The 26,626-nt window shown below is 65.7% G+C and carries 31 protein-coding genes, 1 tRNA gene and 1 riboswitch; of the genes, 26 read left to right on the forward strand and 6 right to left on the reverse strand.

Annotated elements, in window-relative coordinates:
* Positions 1-25 precede the first annotated feature (25 nt).
* From DL899_RS14570 to DL899_RS14600, 7 genes are all read left to right on the forward strand, one after another.
* Positions 26-379, forward strand: coding sequence for an Mth938-like domain-containing protein (locus DL899_RS14570; RefSeq protein ID WP_111735093.1), 354 nt, complete (start codon positions 26-28; stop codon positions 377-379).
* A gap of 68 nt (positions 380-447) precedes the next feature.
* Complete coding sequence (gene ccmA / locus DL899_RS14575; protein ID WP_111735094.1) at positions 448-1,065, forward strand: heme ABC exporter ATP-binding protein CcmA; 618 nt, start codon at positions 448-450, stop codon at positions 1,063-1,065.
* Positions 1,062-1,718, forward strand: a complete 657-nt coding sequence (gene ccmB / locus DL899_RS14580; RefSeq protein WP_111735095.1) for a heme exporter protein CcmB — start codon at positions 1,062-1,064, stop codon at positions 1,716-1,718. Before ccmA ends, ccmB begins: the two co-directional genes overlap by 4 nt.
* Before the next feature lie 16 nt (positions 1,719-1,734).
* The gene (locus DL899_RS14585; protein ID WP_111735096.1) at positions 1,735-2,472 is read left to right on the forward strand and encodes a heme ABC transporter permease; all 738 of its coding nucleotides are present in this window, start codon (positions 1,735-1,737) and stop codon (positions 2,470-2,472) included.
* A complete protein-coding gene (gene ccmD, locus DL899_RS14590) occupies positions 2,469-2,627 on the forward strand; it encodes a heme exporter protein CcmD (protein ID WP_204355320.1) in 159 nt (52 codons plus the stop codon). Before DL899_RS14585 ends, ccmD begins: the two co-directional genes overlap by 4 nt.
* 231 nt (positions 2,628-2,858) lie before the next feature.
* Positions 2,859-3,404, forward strand: a complete 546-nt coding sequence (locus DL899_RS14595; protein WP_239494716.1) for a DsbE family thiol:disulfide interchange protein — start codon at positions 2,859-2,861, stop codon at positions 3,402-3,404.
* Positions 3,405-3,527: 123 nt separating this feature from the next.
* The gene (locus tag DL899_RS14600) at positions 3,528-4,589 is read left to right on the forward strand and encodes an ABC transporter ATP-binding protein (protein ID WP_111735098.1); all 1,062 of its coding nucleotides are present in this window, start codon (positions 3,528-3,530) and stop codon (positions 4,587-4,589) included.
* Positions 4,590-4,692: 103 nt separating this feature from the next.
* Here DL899_RS14600 and DL899_RS20100 read toward each other — a convergent pair whose 3' ends face one another.
* From DL899_RS20100 to DL899_RS14620, 4 genes are all read right to left on the reverse strand, one after another.
* Positions 4,693-4,818 carry a hypothetical protein gene (locus DL899_RS20100; RefSeq protein WP_275426795.1) on the reverse strand — a complete coding sequence of 42 codons (126 nt, stop codon included), beginning with the start codon at positions 4,816-4,818 and terminating at the stop codon, positions 4,693-4,695.
* Between the two features lie 155 nt (positions 4,819-4,973).
* Positions 4,974-5,753: a short-chain dehydrogenase/reductase gene (locus DL899_RS14610; RefSeq protein ID WP_111735099.1), complete on the reverse strand. Its 780-nt coding sequence runs from the start codon at positions 5,751-5,753 to the stop codon at positions 4,974-4,976.
* 46 nt (positions 5,754-5,799) lie between these two features.
* On the reverse strand, positions 5,800-6,006 hold the full coding sequence (locus DL899_RS14615) for a Clp protease/crotonase-like domain-containing protein (RefSeq protein WP_111735100.1): 207 nt from the start codon (positions 6,004-6,006) through the stop codon (positions 5,800-5,802).
* A 342-nt stretch (positions 6,007-6,348) separates the two neighbouring features.
* Positions 6,349-6,438: transfer RNA gene (locus tag DL899_RS14620), tRNA-Ser, on the reverse strand.
* A 119-nt stretch (positions 6,439-6,557) separates the two neighbouring features.
* On the opposite strand from DL899_RS14620, the gene DL899_RS14625 reads away from it, so the two are divergent.
* From DL899_RS14625 to DL899_RS14655, 7 genes are all read left to right on the forward strand, one after another.
* Positions 6,558-7,397 (forward strand): DUF2059 domain-containing protein, encoded by an 840-nt coding sequence (locus DL899_RS14625; protein ID WP_162685596.1) that lies wholly within the window; start codon positions 6,558-6,560, stop codon positions 7,395-7,397.
* A 195-nt stretch (positions 7,398-7,592) separates the two neighbouring features.
* On the forward strand, positions 7,593-8,231 hold the full coding sequence (locus DL899_RS14630; protein ID WP_111735102.1) for a 50S ribosomal protein L21: 639 nt from the start codon (positions 7,593-7,595) through the stop codon (positions 8,229-8,231).
* Positions 8,232-8,254: 23 nt separating this feature from the next.
* Entirely contained in the window at positions 8,255-8,524 is a 270-nt protein-coding gene (rpmA, locus tag DL899_RS14635; protein ID WP_111735103.1) for a 50S ribosomal protein L27, read from the forward strand.
* A 160-nt stretch (positions 8,525-8,684) separates the two neighbouring features.
* A complete protein-coding gene (locus DL899_RS14640; RefSeq protein WP_111735104.1) occupies positions 8,685-9,224 on the forward strand; it encodes a GNAT family N-acetyltransferase in 540 nt (179 codons plus the stop codon).
* Positions 9,225-9,262: 38 nt separating this feature from the next.
* The gene (gene obgE / locus DL899_RS14645) at positions 9,263-10,300 is read left to right on the forward strand and encodes a GTPase ObgE (RefSeq protein ID WP_111735105.1); all 1,038 of its coding nucleotides are present in this window, start codon (positions 9,263-9,265) and stop codon (positions 10,298-10,300) included.
* Positions 10,288-11,394: a glutamate 5-kinase gene (gene proB, locus DL899_RS14650; RefSeq protein WP_111735106.1), complete on the forward strand. Its 1,107-nt coding sequence runs from the start codon at positions 10,288-10,290 to the stop codon at positions 11,392-11,394. Before obgE ends, proB begins: the two co-directional genes overlap by 13 nt.
* A gap of 58 nt (positions 11,395-11,452) precedes the next feature.
* Complete coding sequence (locus DL899_RS14655; protein ID WP_111735107.1) at positions 11,453-12,718, forward strand: glutamate-5-semialdehyde dehydrogenase; 1,266 nt, start codon at positions 11,453-11,455, stop codon at positions 12,716-12,718.
* Here DL899_RS14655 and DL899_RS14660 read toward each other — a convergent pair.
* Positions 12,715-13,314 (reverse strand): histidine phosphotransferase family protein, encoded by a 600-nt coding sequence (locus DL899_RS14660; protein ID WP_162685597.1) that lies wholly within the window; start codon positions 13,312-13,314, stop codon positions 12,715-12,717. The genes DL899_RS14655 and DL899_RS14660 overlap by 4 nt on opposite strands.
* 29 nt (positions 13,315-13,343) lie before the next feature.
* Between DL899_RS14660 and DL899_RS14665 the strand changes: the two genes are divergently transcribed.
* The 3 genes from DL899_RS14665 to olsA all read left to right on the forward strand — a co-directional run bounded on the left by DL899_RS14665 (position 13,344) and on the right by olsA (position 15,247).
* Positions 13,344-13,526, forward strand: a complete 183-nt coding sequence (locus DL899_RS14665; protein WP_111735109.1) for a DUF3553 domain-containing protein — start codon at positions 13,344-13,346, stop codon at positions 13,524-13,526.
* A 120-nt stretch (positions 13,527-13,646) separates the two neighbouring features.
* A complete protein-coding gene (olsB, locus tag DL899_RS14670) occupies positions 13,647-14,414 on the forward strand; it encodes an L-ornithine N(alpha)-acyltransferase (protein ID WP_111735110.1) in 768 nt (255 codons plus the stop codon).
* Positions 14,411-15,247, forward strand: coding sequence for a lyso-ornithine lipid O-acyltransferase (gene olsA / locus DL899_RS14675; protein WP_476705489.1), 837 nt, complete (start codon positions 14,411-14,413; stop codon positions 15,245-15,247). The genes olsB and olsA overlap by 4 nt, the downstream gene beginning before the upstream one ends.
* A gap of 4 nt (positions 15,248-15,251) precedes the next feature.
* On the opposite strand, the gene DL899_RS14680 is transcribed toward olsA, so the two are convergent.
* On the reverse strand, positions 15,252-15,872 hold the full coding sequence (locus DL899_RS14680; RefSeq protein ID WP_111735112.1) for a thiamine phosphate synthase: 621 nt from the start codon (positions 15,870-15,872) through the stop codon (positions 15,252-15,254).
* A 160-nt stretch (positions 15,873-16,032) separates the two neighbouring features.
* On the opposite strand from DL899_RS14680, the gene DL899_RS14685 reads away from it, so the two are divergent.
* From DL899_RS14685 to DL899_RS14725, 9 genes are all read left to right on the forward strand, one after another.
* Positions 16,033-16,779 (forward strand): RNA methyltransferase, encoded by a 747-nt coding sequence (locus tag DL899_RS14685; RefSeq protein ID WP_111735113.1) that lies wholly within the window; start codon positions 16,033-16,035, stop codon positions 16,777-16,779.
* 58 nt (positions 16,780-16,837) lie between these two features.
* A complete protein-coding gene (gene ctaA, locus DL899_RS14690; RefSeq protein ID WP_111735114.1) occupies positions 16,838-17,977 on the forward strand; it encodes a heme A synthase in 1,140 nt (379 codons plus the stop codon).
* Positions 17,978-18,065: 88 nt separating this feature from the next.
* A riboswitch (cobalamin riboswitch) is annotated at positions 18,066-18,278 on the forward strand.
* Between the two features lie 128 nt (positions 18,279-18,406).
* A complete protein-coding gene (locus tag DL899_RS14695; RefSeq protein WP_111735115.1) occupies positions 18,407-20,272 on the forward strand; it encodes a TonB-dependent receptor plug domain-containing protein in 1,866 nt (621 codons plus the stop codon).
* 25 nt (positions 20,273-20,297) lie between these two features.
* Positions 20,298-21,107, forward strand: a complete 810-nt coding sequence (locus DL899_RS14700; RefSeq protein WP_239494717.1) for an ABC transporter substrate-binding protein — start codon at positions 20,298-20,300, stop codon at positions 21,105-21,107.
* Entirely contained in the window at positions 21,107-22,087 is a 981-nt protein-coding gene (locus DL899_RS14705) for a FecCD family ABC transporter permease (RefSeq protein WP_111735117.1), read from the forward strand. The genes DL899_RS14700 and DL899_RS14705 overlap by 1 nt, the downstream gene beginning before the upstream one ends.
* Positions 22,084-22,842, forward strand: coding sequence for an ABC transporter ATP-binding protein (locus DL899_RS14710; protein ID WP_111735118.1), 759 nt, complete (start codon positions 22,084-22,086; stop codon positions 22,840-22,842). The genes DL899_RS14705 and DL899_RS14710 overlap by 4 nt, the downstream gene beginning before the upstream one ends.
* Complete coding sequence (locus DL899_RS14715) at positions 22,839-23,486, forward strand: adenosylcobinamide amidohydrolase (protein ID WP_111735119.1); 648 nt, start codon at positions 22,839-22,841, stop codon at positions 23,484-23,486. The genes DL899_RS14710 and DL899_RS14715 overlap by 4 nt, the downstream gene beginning before the upstream one ends.
* Before the next feature lie 503 nt (positions 23,487-23,989).
* Positions 23,990-25,537 carry a class I adenylate-forming enzyme family protein gene (locus tag DL899_RS14720; protein WP_111735120.1) on the forward strand — a complete coding sequence of 516 codons (1,548 nt, stop codon included), beginning with the start codon at positions 23,990-23,992 and terminating at the stop codon, positions 25,535-25,537.
* Positions 25,534-26,307 carry an SDR family NAD(P)-dependent oxidoreductase gene (locus tag DL899_RS14725; protein WP_111735121.1) on the forward strand — a complete coding sequence of 258 codons (774 nt, stop codon included), beginning with the start codon at positions 25,534-25,536 and terminating at the stop codon, positions 26,305-26,307. Before DL899_RS14720 ends, DL899_RS14725 begins: the two co-directional genes overlap by 4 nt.
* Positions 26,308-26,626: the final 319 nt, after the last annotated feature.

Genomic DNA, 26,626 nt, shown 5'->3' on the forward strand with positions numbered 1-26,626 from the left:
CGGGCGGGTCTGACAGGGTAGGGCCATGCAACTGCATGAGATCAGGTTCGACGCCGCGACCCCGATCGACGGCTACGGCGCGGGGTTTTTCCGCATCGGCGGCCAGGTGATCGAGGGGGCGGTGCTGGTCACCGCCGCCGGCGCCCGCGTCTGGGGCGGGTTCGAGGATATCGACCCGCTGCTGGCGCTGATGGATGACATCGACGTGCTGTTCCTGGGCACCGGGGCCGAGACGGCCCACCCGCCCGCCGCGCTGCGAGCGCGGCTGGAAGAGGCGGGATTGGGCGTCGAGGCGATGAATTCGCCCGCTGCCTGCCGCACCTACAACGTGCTGCTTGCCGAGGGCCGGCGCGTCGCGGTGGCGCTGTTGCCGGTCTGATCGGCCCGTGCGCCGGGGCATGCCCGTTCCCGCTTTCCCGTCACCCCCCTTTGCGCTAAGGGATCGCCATGACGCTTGAGGTTTCCGATCTGGCCGTCGCGCGGGGCGGGGTGCGTGTGCTTGAGGGGGTGTCGTTCGCGCTGCCGCCGGGGCGGGCGCTGGTGCTGCGCGGACCCAACGGGATCGGCAAGACGACGTTGTTGCGCACGGTGGCGGGCTTGCAGCCGCCGCTGGCGGGCACGGTGCGCTCGGAACCCGAAACACTGATCTATGCCGGCCATGCCGACGGGATCAAGGCCACGCTGAGCGTTGCCGAAAACCTGAGCTTTTGGGCGCAGGTCTTTGGCAAGTCGGACATTTCGCAGGCGCTCGACGCCTTTGCCCTGGCACCGTTGGCCGATCGCCCTGCGGGGATGCTGTCGGCGGGGCAAAAACGCCGGCTGGGGCTGGCGCGGCTGCTGGTGACGGGGCGGCGGGTGTGGCTGCTGGATGAACCCACTGTTTCGCTCGACCGCGACGCGGTGGCGATGTTCGCCGATGCGGTGGCGGCGCACCTGGCAGGTGGCGGTGCGGCCCTGCTGGCCACGCATATCGAGCTGGGGCTCGATGATGCAACAGTGTTGGACCTGGGCCCGTTTCGCGCGCGACCAGCCGAGCTGGACGATTTTGACGAGGCGTTCTTGTGATCGCGCTGCTGGCACGCGATCTGCGCCTTGCGGTGCGGGCTGGCGGGGGCTTTGGCCTTGGCCTGGCCTTTTTCCTGATCGTGGTGACGCTGGTGCCCTTTGGGGTGGGGCCGCGCACGCAACTGCTGGCCGCCATCGCGCCCGGCATATTGTGGCTGGGCGCCTTGCTGGCCTGCCTGCTGTCGCTCGACCGCATATTCGCTCTGGATTGGGAGGATGGCAGCCTGGACCTGCTGGCCACCGCGCCCCTGCCGATGGAGGGGGCTGTCAGCGTCAAGGCGCTGGCGCATTGGCTGACGACGGGGCTGCCGCTGGTGCTGGCCTCGCCGGTCTTTGCCCTGCTGCTGAGCCTGCCCGCCGCAGGCTACGGCCCGATGGTTCTGTCGCTGCTGCTGGGCACCCCGGCGCTGAGCGTGATCGGCACCTTCGGCGCGGCGCTGACTGTGGGGCTGAAACGGGGCGGGTTGCTGTTGTCGCTGCTGGTGCTGCCGCTTTATATGCCGACGCTGATCTTCGGGGCCGAAATGGCCCGGCGTGGCGCCGAGGGGCTGGACTATTCCACGCCGCTGTTGATGCTGGCCGGTATCACCTGCGGCACGATCGCGCTTTTGCCTTTTGCATCGGCTGCGGTATTGAGGATCAATCTGCGATGAGGGCGGGAATGCGGGCATGAACTTCAACGCGTTGTGGCAATACGCCAACCCGAAGAAATTCATCGAGACCACCGACCGGGTGCTGCCCGCGATTTCGGTTCTCGCCGGGCTTTGCATGGTTGCGGGGCTGATCTGGGGTTTCTTTTTCACGCCTGAGGATTACCGCCAGGGATCGACCGTCAAGATCATCTATCTGCACGTGCCCTCGGCGCTGATGGCGATCAATATCTGGCTGATGATGCTGGTCACCTCGCTGGTGTGGATCGTGCGACGCCACCATGTCAGCGCGCTGGCGGCCCGGGCCGCCGCGCCCATCGGCATGGTGATGACGGTGATCGCGCTGGTCACCGGCGCAATCTGGGGCCAGCCGATGTGGGGCACCTGGTGGGCGTGGGACCCGAGGCTGACCTCGTTCCTGATCCTGTTCCTGTTCTACCTGGGCTATATTGCCCTGTGGAGCGCGATAGAAAACGATGACACCGCAGCCGACCTGACCGCGATATTGTGCCTTGTCGGGTCGGTATTCGCGCTGCTCAGCCGCTACGCGGTGAATTTCTGGAACCAGGGGCTGCACCAGGGGGCCTCGCTCAGCCTGGACAGAGAGGAAAACGTGGCAGACGTGTTCTGGTATCCGCTGGTGGTGACGATGGCAGGGTTCGTGCTGTTCTTTGTCGCGCTGGTGATCCTGCGCACGCAGACCGAGATCCGCGCCCGCCGGATGCGCGCGCTGCTGGCGAGGGAGCGGATGGGATGATGCCGGATCTGGGAAAATACGCCGAGGCGGTGCTGTCGTCCTATGCCGTGTCGCTGCTGCTGCTGGTGGTGCTGACCGTGGCCAGCGTCCGCCGCGCGCGCCGGGTCAGGAAAGAGTTGCAGGATATCGAAGGAAAGATGAGAAAAGATGGCTAGTCATCTGACTCTCGAATTCGCGACATTGACCAGTTTCTACCGGATCGCTTGCGATCCGGTTCGCGCCCGACCCCGCCCCCCAGGGCGGGCGCGAAACGATCGATACCTTTCAAGCTGTTGCACAGTCTTTCACAACTGCGCCGTTGTTCCGGGTTCAGCGGCGCCCACCCTCGGGGCCGGGCGCGAACCTCTGTTGCGCCCAGATTTCAATGTATCGAACTAGGAATCCACATGGCTAGGGTATCGCCACTGATGATCGCGCCGCCGCTGATATTCGCGGCTCTTGCGGCGCTCTTTTTCTTCGGGATGCAGCGTGACAATCCCGACGACCTGCCCTCGACCTTCATCGGGCGCGAGGCCCCGCCGGTGCCTGCGGCCAGCCTGCCGGGGCGCGAGGGGTTCAATGATGCCGACCTGCGCGCGGGCGAGGTGAGCGTGGTCAATTTCTGGGCCAGCTGGTGCCCGCCCTGCCGCGCCGAGCACCCCACGCTGCACCGCCTGAGCGAAGAGGGCATTCGCCTTTATGGCGTCAATTTCAAGGATGCCGAGGCCCAGGCCAACGGCTATCTCGATGATGACGGCAACCCCTTTGCCGGCATCGCCTTTGACCCGAGCGGGCGCGCGGCCATCGAATGGGGCGTGACCGGCCCGCCCGAGACCTTCATCATCGGGGGCGACGGCACCGTGCTTTACAAGTTCATCGGCCCGCTGGTGGGCGACGATTACGAGCAGCGATTCCGCCCCGAACTGGACAAGGCGCTGAAAGCGTCCCCGTAAGCGGCGCGCTTGCGCCCGCGCGGCGGGATTGATATCTGCCCGGGGTAATCCCAAGTAATTCCGTCAGACAGCAATGAGGCCCAGTTGAGCGCAGCCCCCCCCAGACTCGAAGTCAGGCACCTGATGCGCCGCTATGGCGGGCGCGTGGTGGTCGATGATGTGTCGCTGCAGGTGCATCCGGGGCAGGTGACCTGCCTGCTGGGGCCGTCGGGCTGCGGCAAGTCGACGACGCTGCGCATGATCGCCGGGGTCGAGATGCAGGACAGCGGCGAAATCTGGGTCGATGGCAAGCTGGTCTGCGACACGATTTTCCGCATCCCGCCCGAGCGGCGCAACATTGGCCTGATGTTCCAGGATTTCGCGTTGTTCCCGCACCTGCGGGTTAGCGAGAACGTGGGTTTCGGCCTGTCCGGCGACAAGGCGACGGTGGAACGGCGGGTGCGCGACCTGCTGGAACGGGTGGGGCTGGGGCAATATTACAGCGCCTATCCGCATGAATTGTCGGGCGGCGAACAGCAGCGCGTCGCTCTGGCGCGGGCGTTGGCGCCAGGGCCGTCGATCATGCTGATGGACGAGCCGTTTTCGGGCCTCGACAACCGGTTGCGCGACGGCATCCGCGACGAGACGCTGGAAATCCTGCGCGAACAGGACACCGCCGTGCTGCTGGTCACGCACGAGCCCGAAGAGGCAATGCGCATGGCCGACAAGATTGCGCTGATGCGCAACGGGCAGATCGTGCAGGAGGGCGCGCCCTACAACATCTACAACGCGCCGGCCGACCGGGACGCGGTGGCGTTCTTCAGCGATATCAACGTGATCCGCGGCCGCGTGCATGGATCGCTGGTGGAAACCGCCTTTGGCCAGTTCCTGGCGCCGGGCGTGCATGAGGGCAACGAGGTCGACATCGTGATCCGCCCCCAGCACGTCAAGCTGGACTTTGACCGCAACGGGCGTGGCCCCGATCCAACCATCGAGATGGGCACACCGGCGCGCGGGGTGGTCAAGCGCGCGCGGTTCCTGGGGTCTGAAAGCCTGGTGGAATTCCGCATGGATTACGACGGCTCGATCTTCAAGGTGACGGTGCCGAATGTGTTCCTGCCTGCCAAGGGCAAGCCGATGTGGCTGATGATCCGGCGCGACAAGTGTTTCCTGTTTCCGCTGGGTGGAAGACGGCTGAACTCATGAGCTTGCAGGGGCGTCGCGCGCTGGTCAGGGGCGGGGCCGGGGGCATCGGCGTGGCCTGCGTCCGCGACCTGGCAGAGGCGGGGGCCGAGGTGGTGGCGCAGGGCTAGGGGCAGATCATTACGCTGGGTTCGGTCAACGGCCAGATCGCCAATGCCGGGCGCGCCACGATGCCGTCGCTGTCAGTCAGGGTGCCCGACACGACAAATACCTCTTCCCAGTAGTCGCGCACAAACGGCTCGTTGGTTTTTGCTCTGGGTGCGAATCTCACGAGGCGGGTGCGGCGCCTCCTTCTGCCGCTCTCGTCGAGCGCATCGGCGAGGATACGCTGGGGGGTGCCGGCGCCGCCCCCAAGCGGTGTTGATACCGTGTCTATTGCAGTCTCTTTCAAAGCGAACTGCGCGAGGCCATGCCGCCATCCACGGTCAGGATCGTACCTGACAGATAGGCACTCCTTTCCGAGGCGACGAAAACGATCAGGTCGGCCACCTCGGTCGCCTTTGCGGGCCGGCCGGACGGGTAACGGTCAAAGAAGCGACGGTATTCTGCCTCGTCGCCGTATGTTTCGGTCGCGCGGGTCTTGAGCAGGTTGCGCAGTCTTTCGGTCTCGACCGCGCCGGGATTGACGCCGATCACGCGAACGCCCATGTCGAGGCTTTTTCCACCGACCGCGCGGGTAAAGGCCATGAGCGCCGCATTGCCGGTCGAGCCGCAGATATAGTCGAAATCCGGGCTTTCCCCGGCGCTGCCGATACTGTTCACGATAACCCCGCCGCCCGAAGCGGACATCGTTTTCAGAAAGTGCTTTGTCAGGGCTATGTAGCCAAAGACCTTCAGCTCCCACCCCGCTCGCCAGGTCTCCATCGAGATGTCGAACAGGTTTCCAGCCGGGATGGCGCCAGCATTGTTCACGAGAATGTCGATGTGCCCCGCGTTTTCGGTCACCGAGGCAAAGCCCTCTTTCGTGGCAAGGTCCGCGGAAATCGTGCGACTTTGCGCACCGTGACGGTGCTTGAGGTCTTCGGCTAGCGCGGCGAGCTTTGTTGCGTCACGGGCCGTGAGGACGAGCTTGGCGCCCTCGGCGGCGAAACGGTCGGCGATCTCGCTGCCGATTGCGCCGGTCGCGCCGGTGACCAGTACCACCTTGTCCGTCAGTCCCAGTTCCATCACTCTCTCCTCCAGCCTTGGTGTTGCGGAAATCCGGCACACGTTGTTAGCGATACGCGGCGCCCCCTTCGCGCATTTCGGGACCGGAAATACCCAGCATCGCATGTGCTGTCGAGGTGTCGAAAGTCGGCCCGGCCGAACGCAGCCAGGTGTTCATAGCATAATTCGTCCAGGAGATCGCGTCGGTGGCCCCGTTTGCCAGTTCGGTCGCAGTCTCGATCGCGGTCGTCAGCACCTCGTCCGGCGCCGCCATCGTGACAAGACCGGTGCGTTCGGCCTCTTTCCCAAGGATCAGGTTTCAATTGGCCTTTGCCAGGGAAAGCGCCTGGGCCGCTTGATCCAAACTCGCGCACCTATCTGCGCAACAGAGATACCTGCGGCGGATGCTTGACGACGTTTTCATCGGCCGCATGGAGGGGATTACCCGGGGGATTACCGGTCGGAAGTTCATGGAATGGGAGAGTACCGGCCATCAGAGACCGCGTCCTGCCCGGTCGACCGCGAGGCAGGTGAATAGCCCCACCCGCATAACCCTCAAAAACAACGGAAAAATCCGGCCGCAGCCGGATCGGGAGAACGGTTTCTCAAGGGTAAGTGGCGGAGAGACAGGGATTCGAACCCTGGGATCCCGTGAAGGATCAACGGTTTTCGAGACCGCCCCGTTCGACCACTCCGGCACCTCTCCGCGGGGTCTGGAGGCCGCGTGTAATGGCCTTTTCTGATCGAGACAAGAGGCTTTTGCATTGTTTGGCGCAAGAAAGCCCCTAGACTCGGGTTCAGGCCCACGAATGAAAGGAAATCGCCGTGCCGGTTCGCCCCCTTGCCCTTGTTTCCATGCTGGCGTTTCTGGCCGTGATGCTGGCGCTTGTGCCGCCCGCCACGGCCCAGCGCGCGCCGCAGGCAGAGCGGCTGATGACCGTGCTGCGGGTGGCCGATACGATTGCGATCATGCGGCGCGAGGGGCTGGTTTATGGCGCCGATCTGGGGCGCGAGATGATGCCGGACCTGGATCAGAAGGGCTGGCAGGCGCGCATTGACCGGCTTTACGACACCGCGCGCATGCAGGACATCGTCGAAACCAGCCTGGTGCGCGAATTGCAGGGTATCGACCTGGCGCCCTTGCTGGCGTTTTTCGACACGCCGCTCGGCGAGCGGGTGGTCGCACTGGAACTTTCCGCGCGCGAGGCCTTTCTCGACCCCGAGATCGAGGAGGTGGCCAAGGACCGCTATGGCGAACTGGTGCAGGAGGGGGCGGATATCGCCGCCCGGATCGACGCCCTGATCGCCGACAGCGACCTGGTAGAGCGCAATGTCAGCGGAATACTCAATTCCAACCTCATGCTCTATCGCGGGCTGGCCGATGGCGGTGCCTGGGATCTGGGCGAGGACGAGATGCTGCGCGATGTCTGGTCGCAGGCGGAAACCGTGCGGCAAGACAGCCGGATATGGCTGGGCGGCTACCTGCTGACCGCCTACAGCCCGCTTGCGGGCGACGACCTTGACCGCTACGTCGCGCTGTGGCGCTCGCCCGAGGGGCGGGCGCTGAATTCGGCGCTGTTCGCCAGCTATGACCAGCTTTATGAAGAGCTGTCCTATCTGGTCGGCCGGGCCCTGGCCCAGCACATGCGCGGGCAGGAATTGTGACGCCGAAAGCGCGCCGTTTGCCCCCTTGACTTGCCCACGCTTTGCCCCGATAAGCGCATTTCCCGGCGGGGCAAGGCCCTGCGCGGGGATGGTATCATTACGCCCTGACCGGGGCGCGCTGTCCGAGGCGGGGCATTGACCCCAAAACACCCATTCCGGGGGCCACAGGATGCGGGAGAACAAGGAAGATTTGGCATGTTTGCGGTCCTCAAGACCGGTGGCAAGCAGTACAAGGTTCAACCCGGCGACACGCTGACGGTTGAAAAACTTGCTGCGGATGCCGGCGAAAAGGTTCAGTTCAACGAGATTCTGATGCTGGGCGGCGACACCCCTGTGATCGGAGCGCCGTTCGTCGATGGCGCCGCCGTGCAGGCCGAGATCGTCGATCAGATCAAGGGTGACAAGGTCATCCACTTCGTGCGCCGCCGGCGCAAGCATTCCTCCAAGCGGACCAAGGGCCACCGCCAGCAACTGACGCTGTTGCGCGTGACCGAGATCCTGGAAAATGGCGCCGACAAGACGGGCGTCAAGGCAGCGCTGGGCGCTGGTTCGGTCGCGGCGCCGAAAGCTGCGAAGCCGGCCAAGGCCGAGGCCCCCAAGAAGGCCGCCGCCGAAAAGGCCGCACCGAAGAAGGCAGAGCCCAAGAAGGCCGAAGCAACCGTTTCCGCCGACGATCTGAAGCTCATCACCGGCATCGGTCCGGCGGCTGAGAAAAAGCTCAACGAGGCCGGCGTGACCACCTATGCCCAACTGGCCAAGCTGGACGCGGACACGTTCGAGGCGGTCAAGGTCAAACCCGAATGGATTGAACAAGCCAAAGAAATGGCTAAGTAGTCCGGCGAGACAGGAGAGACGAAATGGCACACAAGAAAGCAGGCGGTTCCTCGCGCAACGGCCGCGACTCAGCCGGCCGGCGCCTTGGCGTCAAGAAATATGGCGGCGAGTCCGTGATCCCCGGCAACATCATCGTGCGTCAGCGCGGTAACAAGTTCTGGCCGGGCGATGGCGTGGGCCAGGGCAAGGATCACACCCTCTTTGCCGTGACCGAAGGCGCCGTGACCTTCCGCAAGGGCCTCAAGGGCCGCACTTTTGTATCGGTCATGCCGATGGCGGAGGCCGCCGAGTAAGCCGACCTTAAGAGGTTCTTGAAACATCAGGGGGATCGGCGAAATCGCCGGTCCCTTTTCTGTTACGGGGTCTTGCGGGCGCGGGGGAGGCGCCCGACATGATGTCGGGAGGACAGGAGATGCCGGGGCAGTCCCCGGTAACCGCAGGGGAGAGAGGCAGATGAAGATGGATGTTGTCGTCAACCAGCCGGTGATCGAGGCCGAGCGTTTCGTGCTGCGCCCGCTGCGCGTGTCCGATACCGGGCTGATCAGCCTTTATGCAGGCGATGAACGGGTGGCGCGCATGACCTCGTCGATCCCGCACCCCTATCCGCCGGGTGCGGCCGAGGCATTCATTACCCGTGCCTGCGCCCCTGATCGGGACGACGACGTCTGGGCGATGGATGCCACCGCCGCCGGCGGGGCCGAGCTGATGGGGGTGATCTCGCTCAAGCAACTCGACCGCGAGCAGGGCGAGGTTGGTTTCTGGGTGGCGCCGGCGTTCTGGAACGGGCAGGTCGCATCAGACGCGGTTGCCGCGCTGGTCACCGCGAACCCGCGCGGCTGCAACACCGTCTTTGCCACCGTGTTTCAGGACAACGCCGCATCGGCCCGCGTGCTGACCAAATGCGGTTTTCGCTATCTCGGCGATGCCGAGGCATTTTCCGTGGCGCGTGGCGCCACGGTTCCCACATGGACCTACAGCCGCAATCTCGATTGAGGATTGAGGCGTTTCGACCACTGGCGTAAGGAAAGCGCATGAAATTCCTCGATCTCGCCAAGGTCTATATCCGGTCTGGCGCCGGCGGGGCGGGCTGCGTCAGCTTTCGCCGCGAAAAATACATCGAATTCGGCGGCCCTGATGGCGGTGACGGCGGCAACGGGGGCTCGGTCTGGGCCGAGACGGTCGAGGGGCTGAACACGCTCATCGACTTTCGCTACCAGCAGCACTTCTTTGCCGAGAACGGCCGCCCGGGCATGGGCAGCCAGCGCACCGGGCGCAGCGGCGAGGATATCGTGCTGCGGGTGCCGGTGGGTACCGAGATACTGGAAGAGGATGGCGAAACCCTGATCGCGGACATGACCGTGCCGGGCGAACGCGTGCTGCTGGCGCGCGGCGGCAATGGTGGCTGGGGCAACCTGCATTTCAAGTCCGCCACCAACCAGGCCCCGCGCCGGGCCAATCCGGGGCAGGAAGCGGTCGAGCGCACGATACGGCTGCGGCTCAAGCTGATTGCCGATGTCGGTCTGGTCGGGCTGCCCAATGCGGGCAAGTCCACCTTTCTGGCCGCCACATCGAACGCGCGGCCCAAGGTCGCTGATTATCCCTTTACCACGCTGCATCCCAACCTGGGCGTCGTGGGGGTGGATGGCAGGGAATTCGTCGTTGCCGACATTCCCGGCCTGATCGAGGGCGCGCATGAGGGCAGGGGGCTGGGCGACACATTCCTGGGTCATGTCGAACGCTGTTCGGTGCTGCTGCACCTGATTGATGGCACATCCGGCACGTTGATCGAGGATTACCAGACCATCATCGGCGAGTTGGAGGCTTATGGCGGGGTGCTGGCGCAAAAGCCGCGGGTGACCGTGCTGAACAAGATCGACGCGCTCGACGACGAAGAACGCACCTTCCTGCGCGAAGAACTGGAAGCAGCGGCCGGTACGCCGGTGATGCTGATGTCGGGGGTTTCGGGTGAGGGCGTGCCCGAGGTGCTGCGCGCGCTCAGGGCGTGCATCGACCAGCACCGCGCGTCGCAGGCGGCCGAGAGTAACGAGGCGGAACCGTGGCGTCCCTGAACGAGGCACGGCGCATCGTCGTCAAGATCGGTTCAGCGCTGCTGGTCGATCGCGCGACCGGCGCCTTGCGGGCCGAATGGCTGGCGGCGCTGGCGGCGGATGTGGCCGGGCTGCGGGCGCGCGGGGCGGATGTTATTCTGGTGTCGTCGGGGTCCATCGCGCTGGGGCGCGCGGCGCTTGGCCTGCCGGGGCATGAGCTGACGCTGGAACAAAGCCAGGCGGCTGCGGCGGTGGGGCAGATCCAGCTGGCCCACGCCTATGAGCAGGCGCTCAGGGCGCATGGGCTGCGCGCGGCGCAGGTGCTGGTGACGCTTGAGGACAGCGCCGACAGGCGGCGCTATCTCAATTCCCGCGCGACGCTGGAACAGCTTGTCGCCCTTGGTGTCGTGCCCATCGTCAATGAAAACGACACCATCGCCACCGACGAGATCCGCTATGGCGACAATGACCGCCTTGCGGCGCAGGTGGCGGTGACGGCTGGTGCCGACCGGCTGATCCTGCTCAGCGATGTCGACGGGTTCTATTCCGGCAACCCCGCGCAGGACCCGGATGCCAGGCGTTTCGACATCATCGAACGTATCACGCCCGAGATCGAGGCGATGGCGGGCGACGCCGGATCGGGGCTGTCAAAGGGCGGCATGAAGACCAAGCTGATGGCCGCACGCACTGCCACCGCCGCCGGCTGCGACATGGCGATCACATTGGGAATGGCCCTCAACCCGCTGGAAAAGCTGGCAAACGGCGCGCCGGCGACGTGGTTTCTGGCGCAAGGCGACCCGCAGCAAAAGCGCAAGGCGTGGATTGCCGCGATGAAGCCCAGGGGCCGGGTGAATGTCGACGCCGGCGCGGTTGCAGCGCTGGAGCACGGCAAGAGCCTGCTACCCGCCGGGGTGAGTGCGGTTTCGGGCAGTTTCCGCCGTGGCGATCCGGTCGAGGTGGCCGGACCCGACGGGCATGTTCTGGGTCACGGGCTGACCCGCTATGACGCGACGGATGCCGAGCGGATCAAGGGGTTGCGAACCGATGAGATAGAGTCGGTGCTGGGATACCCGCCGCGCGGGCCGCTCATCCACCGCGACGATATGGCGTTCTGAACATGCATCGTGATAATCTGGTATCGCCTGCGCCCGCCTTTCCCGAAAGGAGCCTTCGATGAAGGACATCGATAACATTCCCGCCCTGATGGCCGATATCGGCGCCCGCGCACGGGCCGCCGCCGCCACGCTTGCCACCGCCAGCGCCGAGACCAAGCGCCACGCGCTCGAGGCCGCCGCCGACGCCGTATGGGCGCGCCGGGAAGACATCATCGAGGCCAACGAGAAAGACCTCGCCTTTGGCCGCGACAAGGGGCTGTCCGACGCGATGATCGACCGCCTGAGCCTGAGCGAGACGCGCATTCGCGGCATCGTCGAGGGGCTGCGTGCCGTCGCCGCGCAGGATGACCCGGTCGGTGCCGTGATGGCGGAATGGGATATGCCCTCGGGCCTGCATATCCGCCGCGTGCGCACGCCGCTGGGCGTCATCGGCGTGATCTATGAAAGCCGCCCCAACGTCACCGCCGACGCCGGTGCGCTGTGCCTGAAATCGGGCAACGCGGTGATCCTGCGCGGCGGTTCGGAAAGCTATCTTTCCTCGGCCGCAATCCATGCCTGCCTGGTCGAGGGGTTGCGCGCCGCCGGCCTGCCTGAAGATGCGATTCAACTGGTGCCCACGCGCGACCGCGCGGCGGTGCGCGAGATGCTGACCATGACCGACACCATCGACGTGATCGTGCCGCGCGGCGGCAAGGGGCTTGTCGGGCTGGTTCAGGCCGAAGCGCGGGTGCCGGTCTTTGCCCATCTCGAGGGGATCGTGCACATCTATGTCGACGCCGCCGCCGACCCCGAAAAGGCGCTGCGCGTGGTTATGAATGCCAAGACCCGGCGCCCGGGCATCTGCGGCGCCGCCGAATGCCTGCTGATCCACCGCTCGGTCGCCGACACCATCGGGCAGGGCCTGATCCGGGCGCTGATCGACGCCGGGGTCGAGGTGCGCGCCGATGCCGAACTGCAGGCCATCCCCGGCACCAGCGCGGCGGAAGAGGGCGACTGGGGGCGTGAATACCTCGACAGTATCATCGCCGCCCGGCTGGTTGACGACATTGACGACGCCATCGCTCATATCCGCAAGTATCATTCCCAGCATACCGACTGCATCATCACCGAGGATGACGAGGCCGCGGCGCGGTTCTTTGCCGAACTCGACAGCGCCATCCTGATGCGCAACGCCTCGACCCAGTTTGCCGATGGGGGCGAATTCGGAATGGGGGCCGAGATCGGCATCGCCACCGGCAAACTGCATGCGCGCGGCCCGGTCGGGGTCGAGCAGTTGACCAGCTTCAAATACCTGGTCGAGGGCGACGGCACGACCCGGGGCTAGAGCCGGATTTCCAGTTCGTTTTCAGCATGCTGAACGGCAAGGTTCATGTTCGCAACAGCGCAGGCGCCCGGCAGCAGCAGGAACTGCACCGCCGCCGGTGCGATCCGGTCCGGCGGGGCCGCACCGTCAAGCATGTTCCACAGCGCCGGATCGGGGCTGAGACGATCCGCCGCGGCATGAACGCGCCAGCGCCCGTCCGTGCAGGTGACGGTGATGCGCCCGCTGCCTGCCAGGGCGGTTTCGGCGCAAAGCAGGGCCAGCAGCACCGCCTCGACCGCGGTTCGGGGGGAATCGCCCGGGGGCTGCCATTCCACCGAAATGCGGCCGGTGCCATGAACCGCCGAAAGGATCTCGACGACCTCGTGCCCGGTGACGGGCTGGCCCGTGCCGGCATCGCCAAAGGCCAGCCGAAACAGCCGGATACGGGCCGATGCGTCGGCCGCGCTGGCGGCGACCAGCGACAATTCGGGCGTCGCGGCCTGGCCCGACAATTCCAGCAGTTCCAGACCGTTGCCGATAGCGCCCACGGGGCTGATCAGGTCGTGGCATATGCGCGCGCCTATCAGCGCGGCGATCCTGTCGTTAGGATGGGGCAAGTGAAACCTCTTTCGGGGACGCAGCGGCCATGACCGACCTCAACGAATTTCTCGAACCCGGGATGCTGGTGCGCCATCCGGGCCAGCCCGATTGGGGCACGGGGCAGGTGCAATCGAATATCGGCGGCAAGATCACGGTCAATTTCCAGGAGGCGGGCAAGGTGGTGATTGATGGCTCTCGTATCGGGTTGATTCCGGTGACTGAATCATGATTTTGGTTAATGAAGGATTAACACAACCCCGGGTTGTCAGTCATCCCGCGCGGGCCGGCGTTGCCATCCTGAACCGTGCGGCTTAAGACCGCAGGCCAGGGGAATGAGAAGGGGCTTGCGATGACGGCCGGTGCCGAGCGCTTCAGCGTCAGACGGGTGGAATGCCCGACTGATTTGCGTGCCGCGCAACGGCTGCGTTACGAGGTGTTCGTGGCCGAACTGGGCGGCGACGGGCCGATGGTCGATCACGACGCGCGGCTGGAACGCGATCGTTTCGACCCCTTTTTTGATCACCTGATCCTGACCGATGCCGAAAGGGATGGCGTCGTGGTCGGCGTCTACCGGGTGCTGCGCGACGATCAGGCCGCGCGCGCCGGCCAGTTCTATTCCGAGGACGAATACGACCTGGGCGTGCTCAAGCGGTCCGGCCGACGGCTGATGGAGTTGGGCCGGTCCTGCCTTGCGCCGGAGTATCGCGGCGGCGCGGCGATGTATCATATGTGGCAGGGGCTGGCGCGCTATATCGTTGAAAACGAAATAGAAATCTTGTTCGGGGTGGCCAGCTTTCATGGCACCGACCCGCAGGCGCTGGCGCAACCGCTGTCGCTGCTGCATCACCGTCACCTGGCGCCGGAGGAACTGCGCGTACGGGCGCTGCCGGGGCATTACCAGGCACTGAACCTGCTGCCCGATGCCGAGATCGACCGCCGCGCCGCGATGCTGCAGGTGCCAGCCCTGATCAAGGCCTATCTGCGGCTGGGTGGTTTCGTCGGCGACGGGGCCTTTGTCGACCACGCCTTCAACACCACCGACATCTGCCTTGTCATGGATACGGAACGCCTGAGCAAGACGCAGAAAAACATTTATACCAAGGGCCTTGCGGGGTGAACTTTACCTGGTCACCAGAGCAGAAGATGCCCCCGCCCAGAGTCACGCCGGCGGGCTGGGCGCGAGTGGTTCTGCGGGGCGGTGCGCTGGCGGCGATCTATGGTTTGGGGGCCGTGGTCGTGATGCTGCTGCGATTGGTGGAACGGCCGCTTTTCGGCGCGGCCCGGCCCTGGACCCCCTATGTCACCCAGGCGGCCAGCCGGCTGTTGTTCACCGTGCTGGGCATGCGCCACGAGGTGGTGGGCGAGCAGATGAAACAGCCCGGTGCGGTGGTGGCCAACCATGCCTCGTGGTTGGATATTTCGGCGCTCAACGCCCGCAAGCGGGTCTATTTCGTCTCCAAGGCCGAGGTCGCGCGCTGGCCCGTCATCGGGTTCCTGGCGCGGCTGGTCGGGACGGTTTTCATTGCGCGCGATCCCCGGCAGGCGCACACCCAGCGCCGGATATTCGAGGAACGCCTGTCGGCGGGGCACAAGCTGTTGTTCTTTCCCGAGGGTACATCGACCGACGGAATGCGGGTTTTGCCATTCAAATCAACACTTTTCGAGGCGTTTTTCAGCGACAGCCTGCGTGACAGGACCCATATCCAGCCGGTGACTGTCGTCTACGAGGCCCCGCCGGGCCAGGACCCGCGCTTTTACGGCTGGTGGGGCGACATGGACCTGGGGCCACACCTGTTGCAGGTGCTGTCGGCCCGGCGCAACGGCGCGGTGCGGCTGGTCTATCATCCCGCCGTCCGCGTGGCGGATTTTGACGGCCGCAAGGCGCTGGCGCGGCAGCTGGAGGAGGCCGTGCGCGCCGGCATGCCGCCTGAACGCCAGCTTGCCGGCTGATGCCTCAGCGCATCGCGGCGGCCAGCCGCCCCAGCGCCGCCGCCGGGTCGTCGGTGTTCCAGATCTCGGTGCCGATGGCAAAGAAGTCGGTCACCGGGGCCAGATCGCGGATCAGCGCCTCGTCCAGTGTGCCCTCGGCCACCACCGGCAGTTCGATCATCTGCGACCACCATTCGAACAGGTCGCGTTCGGCGCGCGTGCCGTCGCCAAGGGCGGTGTCCCCCACCGGGCCGAAAGAGATGTAGTCGACGCCGGCCTCGCCCGCTGTCATGCCCTGGTGGCGCGACGTGCCGCAGAAGGCGCCGACCACCGCGTCGGGCCCCAGCGCCTTGCGCGCGGCGCGGACGCTGCGCGCGCCGTCAGTCAGGTGTACGCCGTCTAGACCCAGCCGCTCGGCCAGGACCATGTGGGTGTCGATCACCACCGCGATGTCGCGGGCATGGGCCACCTCGCGGCAGGCGTCGGCGGCGCGCGACAGGGTGTCCTCGTCGCGGGTCGAAAGCGCCAGGCGCAGGCACGCGACCTCGTGCGCGTCCAGCACCCGCGCCAGCGCGTCGGGAAAGCTGCCCGGCGAAATTTCGGGCGGGGTCAGCAGATAGATCTGGGGCTGCTCTGGCTGGGCCATTTCTGGGCTCCTTGGCGCGGATGTGCCGCCCCTAATACCGAGGAAAGCGCGGCCATGTCCACCGGCGCGCGCATGGGTATTTTCGACCAGAAAGAAGCAGCGGGGTTTTCAGCCGCCGGGGCGGGGGGTAAGAGGCGGCGATCCGAACGGGAGCAGGCGAATGCCTTACGAGACCCCTCAGCCCGCCTTTGTGCTGGTGCGCCCGCAGATGGGCGAGAACATCGGTGCGGCGGCGCGCGCGATGCTGAATTTCGGGCTCGACCGGATGCGGTTGGTGGCGCCGCGTGACGGATGGCCCAACCCGCAGGCGGTTGCAATGGCCAGCGGTGCCGGCCGGCTGCTGGACGAGGCGCTGCTGGCGGATGACCTGGCCGGCGCGGTTGCGGACTGTCATTTCGTCATCGCCACCACCGCGCGGATGCGCGGCCTGACCAAGCCGGTCTTTTCGCCCGAGCGCGCGATGGCCGAAACCGCAAGGCGGGTCGCCGCCGGCGAACGGGTGGCGGTGCTGTTCGGCCCCGAACGGGCGGGGCTGGAAAACGCCGACGTGGCCTGCGCCAACGCCGTCGTCACCGTGCCGGTAAACCCGGATTTCGCCAGTCTCAACCTGGCGCAATGCGTGCTGCTGCTGGCCTATGAATGGCGCAGGGCCACGGCTGATGTGGTGGCCGAGCGCACCGACATGGCCCGGGCCGATTGGGCATCGCACCAGGAGGTTGAGAGGCTGGCGGATCACTACGAGGCGCAGATGCAGGAGGCCGGGTTCTTTTTCCCCGAGACCAAGGCCGAGAGCATGCGCACCAACCTGCGCAACATGTGGAGCCGTATGCCGCTGACGCAGGCGGATGTGCGCATGCTGCACGGGGTGCTGCGGCAGATGGTCCGCTGGAAGCAGCGCGACGGCTAAGGTTGAAGGGGGCAGGCGGGCGCACTAACCTGCGCCACGGCAGAGCGGAGGGCAAGGCATGAGCGGCAAGCGCAGCGTGTTCGAAGAGGTGGGCGAGGGCGCAACAGTGCCCAGCCAGCCGCAGGGCGGCATGATCGACAGCGGCCGGCGCGGGGCGCGCGGCGCGGTGCGGGTCTGGCTGGTGGTGCTTTTCGCCATGGTGATGGTGATGATCGCCGTCGGCGGGCTGACGCGGCTGACCGATAGCGGGCTGTCGATCACCGAATGGCGTCCGGTCACCGGCGCACTGCCGCCGATGAACGAGGCCGACTGGCAGGAGGAATTCGCCAAGTACCGCACCATTCCGCAGTACGAGCTGGTCAACAAGGGCATGACCCTGGGCGAGTTCAAGTCGATCTACTGGTGGGAATGGGGCCACCGCCAGCTGGGCCGGGCGATAGGTCTGGTCTGGGCGCTGGGGTTTTTCGGCTTTCTGGCGCTGCGCAAGATGCCGCCGGGCTGGTCGGGGCGGCTGCTGCTGGTCGGTGCGCTGGGCGGTGCACAGGGGGCTATCGGCTGGTGGATGGTGGCCTCTGGCCTAGGCGGGCAGATGACGGCGGTGGCGTCCTATCGGCTGGCCACGCATCTGGGGTTGGCCTTTGTCATCCTCGGGTTCATCGCGTGGTATGTCTTTACGCTGGGGCGCGAGGAACGCGACCTGATGCAGGCGCGCCGCATGCAGGAACGCCCGCTTTTCGGGATGGCCACGGGGATGCTGCACCTTGTATTCCTGCAGATCCTCATCGGCGCGCTGGTCGCCGGGATAGACGCGGGCCGCACCTTTACCGACTGGCCGCTGATGGCAGGGGGTTTTCTGCCGGTGGATTTCTGGATGCCCGACCTGGGCTGGCGCAACCTGTTCGAAAACCCGGGCTTCGTGCAGTTCATCCACCGGATCGTGGGCTACCTGGTGCTGCTCTATGCGGTGATGTTCTGGCTGCGGGGACGGCGCAGCGCGCATGAGCGCACGCGCGCGGCCTTTTCGGTGGTTTTTGTCGCGATCATCGCGCAGGTGGTGCTGGGGATCACGACGGTGCTTTATGCCGCGCCGTGGCAGCTGGCGATCGCGCACCAGGTTGTGGCGGTCGTGGTCTGGGTGCTGATCCTGCGGGTGCGGTTCCTGTGCCGCTATCCGCGCGCGCAGTCGGTGCGCGGCTGACAGGGCGCGCGCCCCCGCCGGCCGCCTGGGCTGGCGGGGTGCATCCGCACCGTGTCGCATTTTGCCTTTCACACATCCGAAAACTAAGCTAGGACGACCTTGCTTCGGCCCGGGCGGTTCGCCGTCCGGATAATAGGGAACACGGTGCGGCGCCTCTGAGGCGCCAATTCCGAGACTGCCCCCGCAACTGTATGCGGCGAGCGAAGTCGGACCAAAGTCACTGCCATGCCCGTCATGGTGGGAAGACCCGGCAACGCGACGACCCGCAAGTCAGGAGACCTGCCGAAGTGATCACCCTGTCCGGATGCTAGGGGCATCTCGGGCAACGGACCTTCCGTTGTGGTGACATCTTCACCGTCTGCGAAGGTCCTTCCTCCGCAGGCAGACAACAAGTCTTTCGCGCCAAGGCGCGAACGGAGGGATGGGAACATGAAACACTCGATCTTGGCGGCAATTGCCGGCGTTACGACCATTTTCACACAGACAGCCGTGGCCGAAGAGGCCATCGAGCTGGACCCGATCATCGTCTCGGGCGGGCTGAGCCCGGTCGAGGCCGCCGGTTACGGCCGTTCGGTCACGGTGATGACCGGCGAAGAGATCAAGGAGCGCGGCATCGCCACGGTGCAGGACGCGCTGCGCACGGTGCCGGGGCTGGCAATCAGCAGCTCGGGCGGCAACTATACCGAGGTCCGCATCCGCGGGGCCGAGGCCAACCACACGCTGATCCTGATCGACGGGGTCGAGGCCGCGGGCGGCGACGGCCAGTATATCCTCAGCGGTCTCGACACCGCCAATATCGAGCGGATCGAGGTGCTGCGCGGGCCGCAATCGGTCTATTACGGCTCCAACGCATCGGCGGGGGTGATCAACATCATCACCCGCACCGGCAAGGAGGGCACCGAATACGGCGCATCCTTCGAGGCGGGCACCCACGGCAGCAACACCTCGTCGGCCTTTGCCTCGGTCAGAGGTGCGCGCGGGGGGCTGTCGTTCAGCCTTTCCGACAACCATGATGCCGGCTGGGATTTCTCGGGCGACAATGGCGAACGGGATCGGACCGACCGCGTTACCGCAATCCTCAAGGGCGACATCCGGCTGGGCGACAGCGTGACGCTGGGCTTCAACCTGCGCCGATCGGACGAACATTACGAATTCGATTCGACCAGTTGGGTGGCGGTGGACGCGGCGACCTATATCTTCGACGATCCCACCCAGTTCGCATCGCGCGACGAGACGACCTTCAGCACCTTTGCCGAGCACGAGATGTTCGATGGCCGCGCGGTGCATCGCCTGACCTATGAGCTGACCGAGAACGAAGACCGCTACAATGGCGGCGCGCCGGTCAAGACCCGGACCGAGGCCTACAAATACCGCCTGGGGGTGGGGCTGGACGGTGCGGCCGCATCGGCCGCGCACCTGATCAACCTGCTGCTGGAGCACGAGCAGGACAGCAGCAGCACCAACCTGCTTTACAAGCGCGACTCGGACGCGATCGCGCTGGAATATCGGGGCAGTTTCGCCAACGGGCTGGACGTGCAGGCCGGTGTGCGGTTCGAGGACAACAGCGTTTTCTCTGACGCCACCACCTGGAACCTCGCGGCCTCCTATGCATTTGACAACGGCGTGCGGCTGCATGCCTCGGCCGGGACCGGCGTGGTCAACCCGACCTATTTCGACCTGTTTGCCGCCGCGTTCGGCTATACCGGCAACCCCAACCTGCGGCCCGAAGAGAACGAAAGCTATGACATCGGGGTCGAGGTGCCGTTCATGGACGGGCGCGGCCTTATCGACGTGACCTATTTCAACGAAAGGCTCGAAAACGAGATCATCGACGTGCCGACCGGGCCTGGCACCTTCACCTTTGCCAACCAGGTTGGCACCAGCCATCGCGAGGGGGTCGAGGTCGAAAGCAGCTTTGCCGCGACCGACCTGGTCGACCTGCGGCTGTCCTATACCTATCTCGACGCCAAGAACCCGAATGGCACGGTCGAGGCGCGCCGCCCCAAGCACGAGCTGGGCCTGGGCGTCACCGCGCGCACCTCTGACGGCCGCGCCTCGGTGTCGGCGGATATCCGGCATGTGGCCGACAATACCGACAACCGGTATTTCCCGCCCTTCACCCCGGCCAAGCTGCCCGACTACACCCTGGTCAATCTGTCCGCGCGCTTTGCCGTGACCGATGCGGTCGACGCCACGCTGCGGGTCGAGAACCTGCTGGACGAGAGTTATTCGGATGTCTGGGGCTATGCCGGGCGGGATCGCACGATCTATGTCGGGTTTGATGCGAATTGGTAGGCTCATAGCCGCCTGCTGCCTGGCCTTGGCCACGGCAGCGATGCAGGCCGGGGCGGAAACGCCCCGGCCTGAACGGGTTGTGTCGATCAACCTGTGCACCGATCAACTGGCGATGATGCTGGCCGATGAGCGGCAGCTTTTGTCGGTGTCGGATGTGGCGCTCGATCCCGGATCTTCGGCCATGGTGGACGAGGCCCGGAACTACGTCATCAACCATGCGCTGGCCGAAGAAGTCTATCTGATGCGGCCGGACCTGGTGCTTGCCGGCACCTATACCGCGCGCGCCACCGTTTCGATGCTGCGGCGGCTGGGAATGCGGGTAGAACTGTTCGAGCCGTCCAGATCGCTGCAGGACGTGCGCCAGACGATCACCCGGATGGGCGAGGTTTTGCACCGGGAGGCCGAAGCGAAGGCGATGCTGGCCGAGTTCGACGCAAGGCTGGCGGCGCTGCGGGCCGAGGTCGCCCGCCGCCCCAGCGCGGTGCTATACTACGCTAACGGCTATACCACCGGCGACCAGACGCTGGCAGGGCAGATGCTGCTGGCGGCGGGGTTCGTCAACGCCGCTACCGCCAGGGGCTATACCGCCGGGATGAACATGCCGCTGGAGGTGCTGGCGATGTCCGAGCCGGAATTGCTGATCACCGGGCGGGCCTATCCGGGCGCGTCCCGGTCAGAGGAGATCCTGACCCACCCGGTGGTCGAGGCGCTGCGCCAGTACCGCCAGGGCGCCACGATGACAGATACCGACTGGGTGTGTGGCACGCCCCACATCCTGCGCGCGATCGAGGAACTGGCCGAGCTGCGGAAACAGATGACGGGGCAGGGGCAGTAATGCGGCTGACGCTGATATTGTGCCTGCTGACGGCGGCGCTGTTCGTGGTGTCGCTGGTGACCGGGCCGGCAGATATCGGGGTTATGGAAAGCCTCAAGGCCCTGCTGTGGGACGATGGTGGCCCGGTGACGCTGGTGATGCGGGAAATCCGGCTGCCGCGGGCACTGTTGGCGGCGATGATCGGGGCCAGCCTGGGGCTGGCGGGGGCGGCGATGCAGGGGTACCTGCGCAACCCGCTGGCCGAGCCGGGACTGATCGGCGTGTCGGGGTCGGCGGCGCTGGGCGCGATCCTGGCGATGTACACGGGCGCGGCGGCGGCATTCGCGCTGGCGCTGCCGCTGGCGGCGCTCGTGGGTGCGCTGGTCGGGGTCGGGCTGCTGGTGGCGCTGGCGGGGCCGCGCGGCACGTCGCTGACGCTGATCCTGGCCGGGATCGCGATAGCGGCGCTGGCGGCGGCGATCAGTTCGCTGGTGCTGAACCTGTCGCCCAATCCCTATGCCGCGAACGAAATCGTGTTCTGGATGATGGGCTCGCTCGCCGACCGGTCGATGACGCATTTTTGGCTGGCGCTGCCCTTTACCCTGGCCGGCTGGGCGCTGCTGGCGGGGCTGGGGCGCGGGCTTGACGCGCTGACGCTGGGCGAGGATGCGGCCCGCGCGATGGGGATCGGCATCGACCGGCTGCGGCTGACTGTGGTGTTGGGCACCGCGCTGGTGGTGGGGTCGGCCACGGCGGTGGCGGGGTCAATCGGCTTTGTCGGGCTGGTGGTCCCGCATATCCTGCGCCCGCTGGTGGGCGCGCATCCCTCGCGGTTGCTCTGGGCTTCGGGGCTGGGCGGCGCGGCGATGGTGCTGGCCGCCGACATTATGGTGCGGGTGATCCTGCCTGCACGCGACCTCAAGCTGGGGGTGCTGACGGCGCTGGTGGGGGCGCCGCTGTTCCTGCACCTGATCCTCAAGCTGCGGAGGGAGCGGATATGACCCTGCTGAGCGTTGCGGACCTCGGCGTGTGCCTGCGTGGGCGCGACATCCTGCGCGATGTGTCCTTTTCCATTGGCGAGGGTGAGCTGGTCGGCCTGATCGGCCCCAACGGCGCGGGCAAGACCACGCTGATGCGCGCGGTGTTGGGGCTGTTGCCCTATCGGGGGGCCTGTTCGCTGGCCGGGCTGACGCCCGCGCAGCGCGCGCGCCAGGTCGCCTGGCTGCCGCAATCGCGAGAGATCGCCTGGCCGGTGACGGTGGAAACCGTGGTGATGCTGGGGCGCACGCCACATCTGGGGCGCACGGGCGCGCCCGATGCCGCCGACCGAGAAAGGGTCGATGCGGCACTGGAACGGATGGATCTGTGCGGGTTGCGCCACCGCGCCGCCACCCATCTTTCGGGGGGCGAGCAGGCACGCGTTCTGATCGCCCGGGCGCTGGCGCAGGATACGCCGCTGTTGCTGGCGGACGAACCCATTGCCGGGCTCGACCCGGCGCACCAGATCGCCACCATGCACACCTTTGCCGCGCTGGCAGAGCAGGGCCGCTCGGTGCTGGTGTCGATGCACGATCTGGGGCTGGCGGTGCGCCATTGCACCCGGCTGATCCTGCTGGGGGGCGGCGGCCTGGTCGCCGATGGCCCGCCGGCGCAGGTGATGACGCCCGAGCGCCTGTCAGAGGTGTTCGGCATCACCGCATGGTATGCCCAGACTGACAGCGGCCCGGTCTACCAGCCGCTCGAGGTGATTGAATGAGCCGCGTGACGCTGCGCCGGCCGTGGCTGGATTTCGACCTCGGGTGCGAGATGCAGGTGCTAAGCTGGGCACCCCACCGTCCCGGCCTGGTGCCGGCGCGCCGCATCCTGTGGCGCGAGGTGCGCAACGCCGATCTGCCGCCCGAGCTGGATGTCGATGCCTGGCTGGCGGATGAGATGCAGGCGCAGGGGGCGGCAGACAGCGTCACCTTTCTGACCTCGCGCAATATCGGGCAGTTCCACGAGGCGCGCGTGCAAGTGGGCGGGGTACTGGCCAAGGCCGTGGCCACGGTGGGGCTGGCCAATGCCGAACGCATCGGCCACCGGCTGGACCGGAGCGGGGTGGAATGGGGCACGATCAACGTGGCCCTGCGGCTGGAGACCGGGCTGACCGAAACCGCGATGCTGGAGGTCATGAGCATCGCGGTCGAGGCCCGCACCGCCGCGGTGATGGAGATCGGGCTGGACCTGCCCCCGGGCCGCGCCACCGGCACCGGCACCGACTGCGTGGCGGTGGCGGCGCTGCCCGGGACGGCCCGCCATGCCGGGCTGCACACCGAGATCGGCGAGGCGGCAGGTCGCGCCGTCTATGACGCCGTGACGCAGGGTGCGCGCGAATGGAAGGCAGAGCAGTCCGCGGGCTGACAGTGCCATCCGTTTGGCTGGGATCTGATGGCGGTGCCGCCGGCGCGGATTGCACCAGATCGGGGCACTCCCGCCCCGGCGCCCGAACCGGGCCCCCTGTCGTTTGGGCGAGGCCCCCGGCCAGGCCCGGGGCGCGCGTAATCATGTCCCACAGGCAAGTATAACTCCGGTCATCCCTCCGAAATCAAACCGGCGTTTCCCGTGACATGCGACAAAGAGTTCCGCAGATGGCGGCGCCTGATCGAGTTCTTCTTAGAATTAATGCAGTAAAAACTAGTGGATAACAGTAATATCATGCAGGAATGACTAGGGTTCTCTGCCTTCATCCCGCTCGCGGCAACCGTAATTCAACTCAGATGAACGTCAGCTGGCCCTGAGAAAAACGAACAGACGTTAGAGAATTCTTGTGCCAGAATGACCGGCCAGATAGGATTCCCTTGTTTTCTGAGGGAGGACAGTGTCGGGCCAAAGCTTGCCCGGCCCAGATTCGAAGGCGGGGGGAAATGACGGCGACGTCACTGGCATATTGTCTGGAAACAGCGGCTACGCTCCTTCGAGATCGGCCCTTTTTGATTACCGAGAGTAGCGAGACCACGTTCGGAGAATTCGACGCGCTTTCGGGCCGGCTGGCCAATGTACTCTTGGCGTACGGCATTGGTCGGGGCGACGTCGTGGGGCTCTACATGCCGAGTTGCTTGTTTCTGAGCGCGGGCTACTTCGCCTGCCAGAAGATCGGCGCCATCGCCGCGCCAATCTCTAGCATGAATCGCGCGCAAGAGGTTCGTCCGCTTCTGGAGCGGACGCAGATGCGCGTGATGGTGGTGGATACGCAAACGGCAGCCGAGGCGGTGCGCGCCTGTCAGGCGGCGGCACATGAGGTGACGATCCTCGTCAGCGGCGGCACCGTTGCTGGCGCCGTTCCGCTCGACGCCGCCGTTGCCTCGGCGAGCGTGGAGTGCCCACCGCTGCCGCTGCGGCCGGACGATCCGGCAGCGCTTTTCTTCACTTCCGGCACCACGGGCGTAACCAAGGGCGCGGTACAGACCCAGCGCAGCATCACCACGACGGTGCGCGACATGGCGGTTCACGCGGGCTTTAGCTGGGACTGCGAAGTGTTCCTTTGTGCGTTGCCCGTGTTCAACAACTTCGGTGCCACGGTCATGGTGAACGGCGCGATCTACAATGGCGCACGCGTTGTCATGTTGGAGCGCTGGGATACGCAAAAAGTACTCGATGAGATCACCCGGCACCGGGTGACCTTTATGGCCGGTGCGCCGACGATGTTCCTCTACATGCTGAGCGAATTCGATCCGAGCCGGCATGACCTGTCCTCGATGCGTCTTGCGATCGCGGCCGGCGCCCCCGTTTCGCCGGAGATCCTGACGCGGTTCCAAGAGGTGACCGGTGTGCCCATTCTTGAGCTTTACGGGGCGACCGAGGTTTCCGGCGGGGCCACCGCCCAGCCGCTTGTCGGCGTGCGCAAACGCGGCTCGGCCGGCGTTCCGCTTGGCAATTCGCGCAATACGATCCTCGACGAGGACGGTGCGCCCGTCCCTGTCGGCGAAACCGGCGAGGTGCGCATCTCGGGCGACATAGTGGGCGCTGACTACTGGGGCGACAAAGAGACGACCGCCGCGAGCTTTTCCGAAGCGGGCTGGCTGAGCGGCGACATCGGCTACCTCGACGAAGACGGCTATCTGTTCATTGTCGATCGCAAGAAGGACGTGATCATTGCCGGTGGTTTCAACATCTATCCAATTGAGGTGGAAGACCTCTTGTTCAGCCGCCCGGACGTCGGGGTATGTGCGGTGATCGGCGTGCCCGACAAAGTAAAGGGAGAGATCCCTGCCGCCGTTCTCATTCCACGCGTCGGCCGGTCGCTTGACCCCGCCGCGCTGATCGACTCCTGCCGCGAGAACCTTGCCGCTTACAAGGTGCCGCGCCGCTTGTTCACGGTCGATGAAATGCCTCACGGTCCCACCGGGAAAATCCAGAAACGCACGCTGCGCGACTGGCTTACCGAAGGGCGCCTGACCGAGGTAACACCATGAGTTCTTTTGAAAAGCCACTCGCCGGTCGCGTCGCGCTGGTCACTGGCGCGGGCGGACCGATGGGTCAGGCGATTGCAATGCGCCTTGCCGCAGATGGGGCGAACCTTGCGCTCATGGACATTTCCGGCAACCGACTTTCTGCCGCGTGTGAGGCGATCACCGAACGCCACCCGAACACGGCGCTACACGCCGTGCGCACTGATGCGCGTCAGTGCGACGAGGTAAAGGACGCGTTCGCCGGCTTCAAAGACGCCCTGGGCGCCCCCGACATCCTTGTGAACGTCGTTGGCGGGATCCGCGGCGGCACCCTGATCGAGCCGATCATCGGGATGAGTGAGGAGCGTTTCGACGGGACGTTCGAGCTCAACCTCAAGCCGCTGTTCTGGATGGTCAACGCGGTCGCACCCGAAATGACGCAGAACGGCCGCGGCGCCATCGTCAACGTCTCATCGGTCACCTATGCTGGCGACGGTGACCAGCCGGAATACGCCGCAGCCAAGGCCGCTGTTGCCTCACTGACCCGTTCCCTCGCCGCGGAACTGGCGCCGGCGGTGCGGGTCAACGCCGTGGTGCCTGGCCTTATCCAGACGTCGGTCATGGACAACGCGCCACGCGAGATGGTCGAGGCCTATACATCGCGTACACTCTTGAAACGGCTCGGTCGGCCCGAAGACATCGCCGGCGCCGTCTCATTCCTTGTCGGGCCAGACGCCGACTATCTGACGGGCGTACTTTTGCCGGTGGCCGGAGGGATAGTAGCAATTCTCTAGACCGTGTTGACAAAATGGATTCAGATCAGGCTTTGGGCATGATCTGAATCCATTTTGTCAACACGGTCTAAGGCGGCATTACGTACCACTTTCTGTCAATCGGCACGCAAACTTGACCCCCTATCGGCGTCCCAATATGACCCCCTGTTGCGCCATCGGGTAGCTGGCCCGATGCGGTGTGCGCACCCCCGTGGCTTTGCTGCACAAACCCGCAGGGGATTCATCTCAGGAATCCAGTGTGATAGCTGACGTGCATGAGCAGACCCAATCCCCTACTTACAAGACTACGAACTGGCCTGCCTATAACGACGCGCTCAAG

This window comes from Roseovarius amoyensis (assembly GCF_003260265.1).
Lineage (GTDB): Bacteria > Pseudomonadota > Alphaproteobacteria > Rhodobacterales > Rhodobacteraceae > Roseovarius > Roseovarius amoyensis.